This is a genomic window from Odoribacter sp. N54.MGS-14 (assembly GCF_000980295.1).
Classification (GTDB): domain Bacteria; phylum Bacteroidota; class Bacteroidia; order Bacteroidales; family Marinifilaceae; genus Odoribacter; species Odoribacter splanchnicus.
On record NZ_LARL01000107.1, the window covers coordinates 1 to 5,880 of the forward strand.

General features: G+C 44.7%; 4 protein-coding genes. 3 read left to right on the forward strand and 1 reads right to left on the reverse strand.

What is annotated here, in order from left to right:
* Window positions 1–74: 74 nt before the first annotated feature.
* Window positions 75–575: a sigma-70 family RNA polymerase sigma factor gene (locus tag WS42_RS13980; RefSeq protein ID WP_013611942.1), complete on the reverse strand. Its 501-nt coding sequence runs from the start codon at window positions 573–575 to the stop codon at window positions 75–77.
* Between the two features lie 113 nt (window positions 576–688).
* On the opposite strand from WS42_RS13980, the gene WS42_RS13985 reads away from it, so the two are divergent.
* The 3 genes from WS42_RS13985 to WS42_RS13995 all read left to right on the forward strand — a co-directional run.
* Window positions 689–2,254 carry a PD-(D/E)XK nuclease domain-containing ATP-binding protein gene (locus WS42_RS13985; RefSeq protein ID WP_013611941.1) on the forward strand — a complete coding sequence of 522 codons (1,566 nt, stop codon included), beginning with the start codon at window positions 689–691 and terminating at the stop codon, window positions 2,252–2,254.
* A 221-nt stretch (window positions 2,255–2,475) separates the two neighbouring features.
* Complete coding sequence (locus WS42_RS13990) at window positions 2,476–3,660, forward strand: FecR family protein (protein WP_022159373.1); 1,185 nt, start codon at window positions 2,476–2,478, stop codon at window positions 3,658–3,660.
* 84 nt (window positions 3,661–3,744) lie between these two features.
* Window positions 3,745–5,880, forward strand: a 2,136-nt coding sequence (locus WS42_RS13995) for a SusC/RagA family TonB-linked outer membrane protein (protein ID WP_286728698.1), incomplete at its 3' end; no start/stop codon positions are given.

Here is a 5,880-nt window from a genome sequence, read left to right on the forward strand (position 1 = left end):
ATGACATATGAAGTGATTATACTGGGGCATCTTCATATGCCATTGTATTTTATAGGGACATTTACTGAATATTCCTAAATAGCTTTTTTTTGAAAATGTTCCCTCAGTTTCCGGATGGCACTGTATTTGAGGGTTTTTACCGTGTTGACTGAAACATCCAGCAAACGTGAGATTTCCTTATTTTCCAAACCGGATAAGGCCAGACGGATGATTCGGGCACTTTGTTCCGGTAGCTGGCCGATAGCGGTCAGCAACATCTGGTTGGTTTCTTCTTCGATGAATAAATTGAAAATCTGGGGTTCCTCGGATTCCGGGTTTTCGAGGCGGGCATAACGGTTGTTTTCCCTTTCGATGCCCCGGAGATAATTCAGGGCTTCATTTTTAACCGAGACAAAGAGAAAATTCTCTATCGATTCGATTGTGTTGTATTTTTCCTGGTTTTCCCAGTAGCGGATGATGATTTCCTGAACAATATCCTGGGCGACAGCTTCCGATTTGACGAACTTTAGGGCAGAAGTATATAAAGCCGCATAATGCTTGCGGATAAAATTTTCCAATTCTGCATATTCTTTCATGGGCTGTGACCTTCATTTGGCAAGACAAATATAGTGATTAAAATCATCCCGATTTGTGGAATCAGGAAATAATCGGTAACTTTGTTTTGGAAAACAATTAAAAATCCGCAAGCATGGGCGACAAGATATATCCGATAGGCATTCAGAATTTCGAGAAAATCCGCAACGAGGGTTATTACTATGTCGATAAAACGGCTTTAATTTACCGATTGGTGAAAACGGGCAGTTATTATTTCCTCAGCCGTCCGCGCCGTTTCGGGAAAAGCCTGCTGATTTCCACGCTGGAAGCCTATTTCCTCGGGAAAAAGGAGTTGTTCGAGGGGCTAGCAATGGCGCAGCTGGAAAAGAATTGGATACGCCGCCCTGTGTTACATCTTGATCTGAATATCGGGAAATATGATGCTCCGGACAGTTTGGACAAAATCCTTGAGGAAGCCCTGTCCAAATGGGAGATTACGTACGGCACCGGTGTCGGGGAGACGACCCTCGCCCTACGCTTCAAGGGTATCGTGGAACGTGCCAGCCAGCAATCCGGTCAGCGGGTAGCCATCCTTGTCGATGAATACGACAAACCGCTTTTGCAAGCCATCGGCAACAAAGAGTTGCAATCCGCGTATCGCAACACGCTGAAACCTTTCTACGGTGTGCTCAAAACGATGGACGGCTACATACAATTCGCCATGCTGACGGGAGTAACGAAATTCGGCAAAGTGAGCGTGTTCAGCGACTTGAACAACTTGATAGATATTTCCATGGACGCACGCTATGTTGCCTTATGCGGAATTACCGGAAAAGAAATTCAGGACAATTTCGAGGAAGATTTACACGAGTTAGCCGAGGCGCAGAAAATGACTTACGAGGAAGCCAAAGCCGAATTGAAAGCCTGTTATGACGGTTATCATTTTGTGGAAGATTCCGAAGGCATATACAATCCTTTCAGCCTGCTCAATACTTTCTTCAAAATGAAGTTCGGCAGTTACTGGTTTGAAACGGGGACACCGACTTACTTGGTGGAATTGCTCAGGCGCTACCACTACGACTTGGAACGCATGGCAAACGAGGAAACCAACTCCGATGTGTTGAATAGCATTTACGGCGACGAGCAGCCGATACCCGTTATTTTCCAAAGCGGGTATCTTACGATAAAAGGGTATGACAAACGATTCGATCTATATCGTCTTGGTTTCCCGAATAAAGAGGTAGAAGAAGGTTTTATCAAATTTTTAATGCCTTTCTATACCCGTTTCAACAAAATAGAAGTTCCTTTCGAAATACAACAATTCACCCGTGAAATCGAAATGGGGCAACCGGATGCCTTTTTCAGGCGTTTGCGAAGTTTCTTTGCCGACACGCCCTACGAGGTGGCAACCGACTTGGAACGTCACTACCAGAATGTATTATTCATTGTCTTCAAACTGGTAGGATTCTACACGGAGACGGAGTACCGTACTGCTGAGGGGCGGGTGGATCTCGTGGTGAAGACTTCAGACTATATCTATGTAATGGAATTTAAACTGAATGGAACGGCAGAGGAAGCCCTACAACAAATCAATGACAAACGTTATGCCCTTCCTTTCGAGGCAGACAGGCGCAAGGTGTTCAAAATAGGCGTCAACTTTAGCGCGAAGACACGAAATATCGAGAAGTGGTTGATAGAAGTTTCGGAAAATGTTCTATAGGCGGCATCCCCTCCAGGGAGGCCCAATCGGACGGGGCACCTCTGTACCTGTTCTTCGGCAACATAAATCCGGACTGTTTCTCCCCGAGCGAGTATGCGGTAATCTGATACCATCTCAGCCCTTCGAGGCAGACTGCTCGAGGTGTTGTTAAAATTTATTTTTTTTAAGTTTCATTCATCCTTTGCCTGCTTTTGTGGTGTCTTAATATAAAAGGACATGAAATGGATTTACAAAAGGCATATCGTTTAGCTACAATTATCATTCGGGTGAAACTGGGGAATGTGACGGAAGAGGAACGTTCGGAATTGCTGGACTGGCTCGACGAGAGCGAAGAGAATCGCCGGACATACAAAAGGATTATTCGCGGAGAGGCGATTGGCGAACGGATAGCAGGAGAAGAACGGATCGGGAAAGAGACCGATTATGAGAAAATACGAATTTCGGTCGTCCGGAGTTTGGTGGGACGCAGACGGAGCCGGCGTATGCGCTTATGGGGGAGTGTGGCTGCTGCGGCTTGTATCTGTGCTGTGGCAGTGACTGTTTTGTGGGAATTGTCCGGTGTGCGGGCAGTACCGGAGGCTATGCCGCTGGCCGGACAACAAACAGAGACTGCTAAGGTAAAACTGATTCTGCACTCCGGTGAACAGATTGCTTTGGAGCAGAAGAAAGAACAGAGAATCGAATCAGGGGATGCAGTGATTAAAAATGAACACGGACAACTGATATATGAAAGTAAAAATAGTCCGGCGACCGAAGAGCTGTTCAATAAAGTGGTAACCGCTATCGGGGGAGAGTATGCTTTGATTTTGAGCGACGGGACCCGGGTATGGCTGAATGCGGACAGCGAGTTGGAATATCCCGTGGAATTTGTTAAAAAAGAACGTATCGTGAAATTGAGCGGGGAGGCTTATTTTGAGGTGGCTCCGAATCCTGAACAGCCTTTTATCGTGGAAGCCGGAGGGATACAGACCCGGGTATTGGGAACTTCATTCAATATACAGGCTTATCGTAATGAGAAATCGGTATATACGACCTTGCTGACTGGAAGTATCCGGGTGGCGGTAGCAGACGGCGGTGATGCGGTGGTGCTGACTCCGGGACGGGAAGCGATTTGGGAAAAGGGAAGCGGGGCTATTCAGGTGGAAGCTGTCAATGCCGAGGATGCGATTGCCTGGAGATATGGGAATTTTATTTTTGAGGAAGAAGATATCGAAGTGGTTATGCGGATGTTGTCCCGCTGGTATGAAGTGGAATTTGTATTCGACGGAGGAAGGAAAGAAAAGCATACTTTCAGTGGACGGATGAGTAAAGACGAATCCCTGGATACCGTGCTCGAGACTATTGAATTAGCGGGAGGACCGGAATTCCGCCGGGAAGGAAATATCATACATCTGATTGAAAAATAAACCGGAGTTGTTTTGGCCAGCAACTCCGGAATAAAGACCTTGTCCAGAAACAAGGTATTGTCTAACTATTTTATGTACAAATTTATGAAAAAAAACGAAACTAAAAAATCGTTTGGAAAGCTTTTGTCCTGGCGGCAACTATGGTGTTGCTGTCTGATGCTGATCGCAGGACTACTACTAACAGACCGGCCGGCTTTTTCACAAGCCACAACCCAAGCCAATGTGTCTTTAAAATTAAAACAGGTGACGGTATTGGATGCGCTGCGGGAATTAAACCGGCAATACGACCGACAGCTGATGTTTAAGCGGGAGGAAGTGGAGCAGGTGAAAGAACCGGTCTCTGTCGATGTAAAAAAGGTAACTCTTTTGCAAGCCGTAGAGGCCTGTATCCGGGGAACCGGTTTGGTGGCAACCGACCGCAACGGGATTATTGTCATCGGTCCTGTGCGGCAAACCATACCTCCTGTTTCCCAGGTGATTCAGGGTATAGTGAAGGACGAGCAAGGAAATCCGTTGCCGGGGGCTACGATTAAAATCAAGGGTACCCGGATGGGTACTGCGACCGATTTCGAAGGCCGCTTTCAATTGGCTTTAGCCGGAAATGCACAAGTGTTGGAAGTATCTTTTATCGGTTATCGGACAGTTGAAGTAAACGTACAGGGGAAAAAGGAAATTGAAGTCAGGCTGCAGCCCGATCAGGCTGAAATGGAAGAAGTGGTGGTTACCGGTTTCTTTACCAAGAATAAACAGAGTTTTACCGGATCGGTGAAGACAATTTCAGTGGAAGAGATCAAGGCGGTTTCCAATAACAATTTAATCAATGCTTTGGCTATGTTGACACCGGGTCTTAAGCTTGTGGAGAACAATCAGGCCGGGGCGAATCCGAATAATCTTCCGGAGATTGTCATCCGGGGGACTTCTTCTTTGACAACCGAGGCGGATGTTAATCCCAATCAACCGATTATTATTCTGGATGGACTTGAAATCACGCTTCGGGATTTATATGATCTTGACATTAACGAAATTGAACGGGTCGATGTGTTAAAAGATGCATCAGCTTCTGCCTTATACGGAGAGAGAGCGGCCAATGGGGTTATTGTTATCGAGCGTAAAAAAATTCTGAACGATAAATTACGATTGTCTTACAATCTGGATGGTACGGTGGATTTCCCGGATCTGTCGACGTATGATTATCTGAATGCTGCCGATAAGTTGGAATTTGAACGAAGAGCTAATTTATATAATTTCGAAAATAAATATGATTTGGAAGAGTATAATCGGAAAAAATTACTGATTTCTAAGGGAATGGATACTGATTGGATGTCCAAGCCTTTGCGTACGGGATATACAATCGGTAACTCGATAGGAGTTAGTGGCAAAGGAAACGATATGACTTACCGGGTGAATGCCAATATTAGAAACGTGAAGGGGGTCATGAAAGGTGACTACCGGAATACTTATGGTATTAGTGTATTCTTGTCCTATCATATTGCCGATAAAGTGACAGTTTCTTATCAAAGTAATTATTCCGGGGTAAAGTCAAAAAACAGTCCTTATGGCACTTTTTCCGATTATGTAACATTGAATCCATATGATAGTCCTTATGATGAAACCGGGGCTCTTTTAAAAAAATTAACTTGGGATGTCAATAATCCTCTGTATGAGGCGAAAGCTGGTAATTACGACAAAACATCGAGTAATACGTTCACGAATAATGTGAATATTCGTTGGGATATCATGAAAGGTTTATACCTGACGGCTAATGGTTCTATCGTTTCCAACTTGTCCAATCACGAGATTTTTACTTCACCCACGTCTGCCGTTTACATGAGTGAAGAAGATTTGATGAAAAAGGGACAATTGCAGGAAAGTCACAGTAAATCTTTAAACCTGAGCGGGAATTTCGTGATGAGTTATAATCAACCGGTTGGGGATAATAGTCTGTTAACGGTAAATTTGGGTGGTGATATCTACAAAGATGACAGTAAATCTCAAAATTTTGTCGGAACCGGATTTTTAAAACCGGAATTGCATTCCCCACAATATGCCAGCGCTTACAAAGAGGATTCTCATCCTGGGGGAAGTCAGGAATTGACGACAAGAGCCGGATTTTTTGCTTATCTCAATTTTATTTTGCACAATAAATACTTTGTTGACGGAACGGTACGTCGTTCCGGTTCTTCGCAGTTTGGGGCTAATAATCGTTTTGCTCCTTTCTGG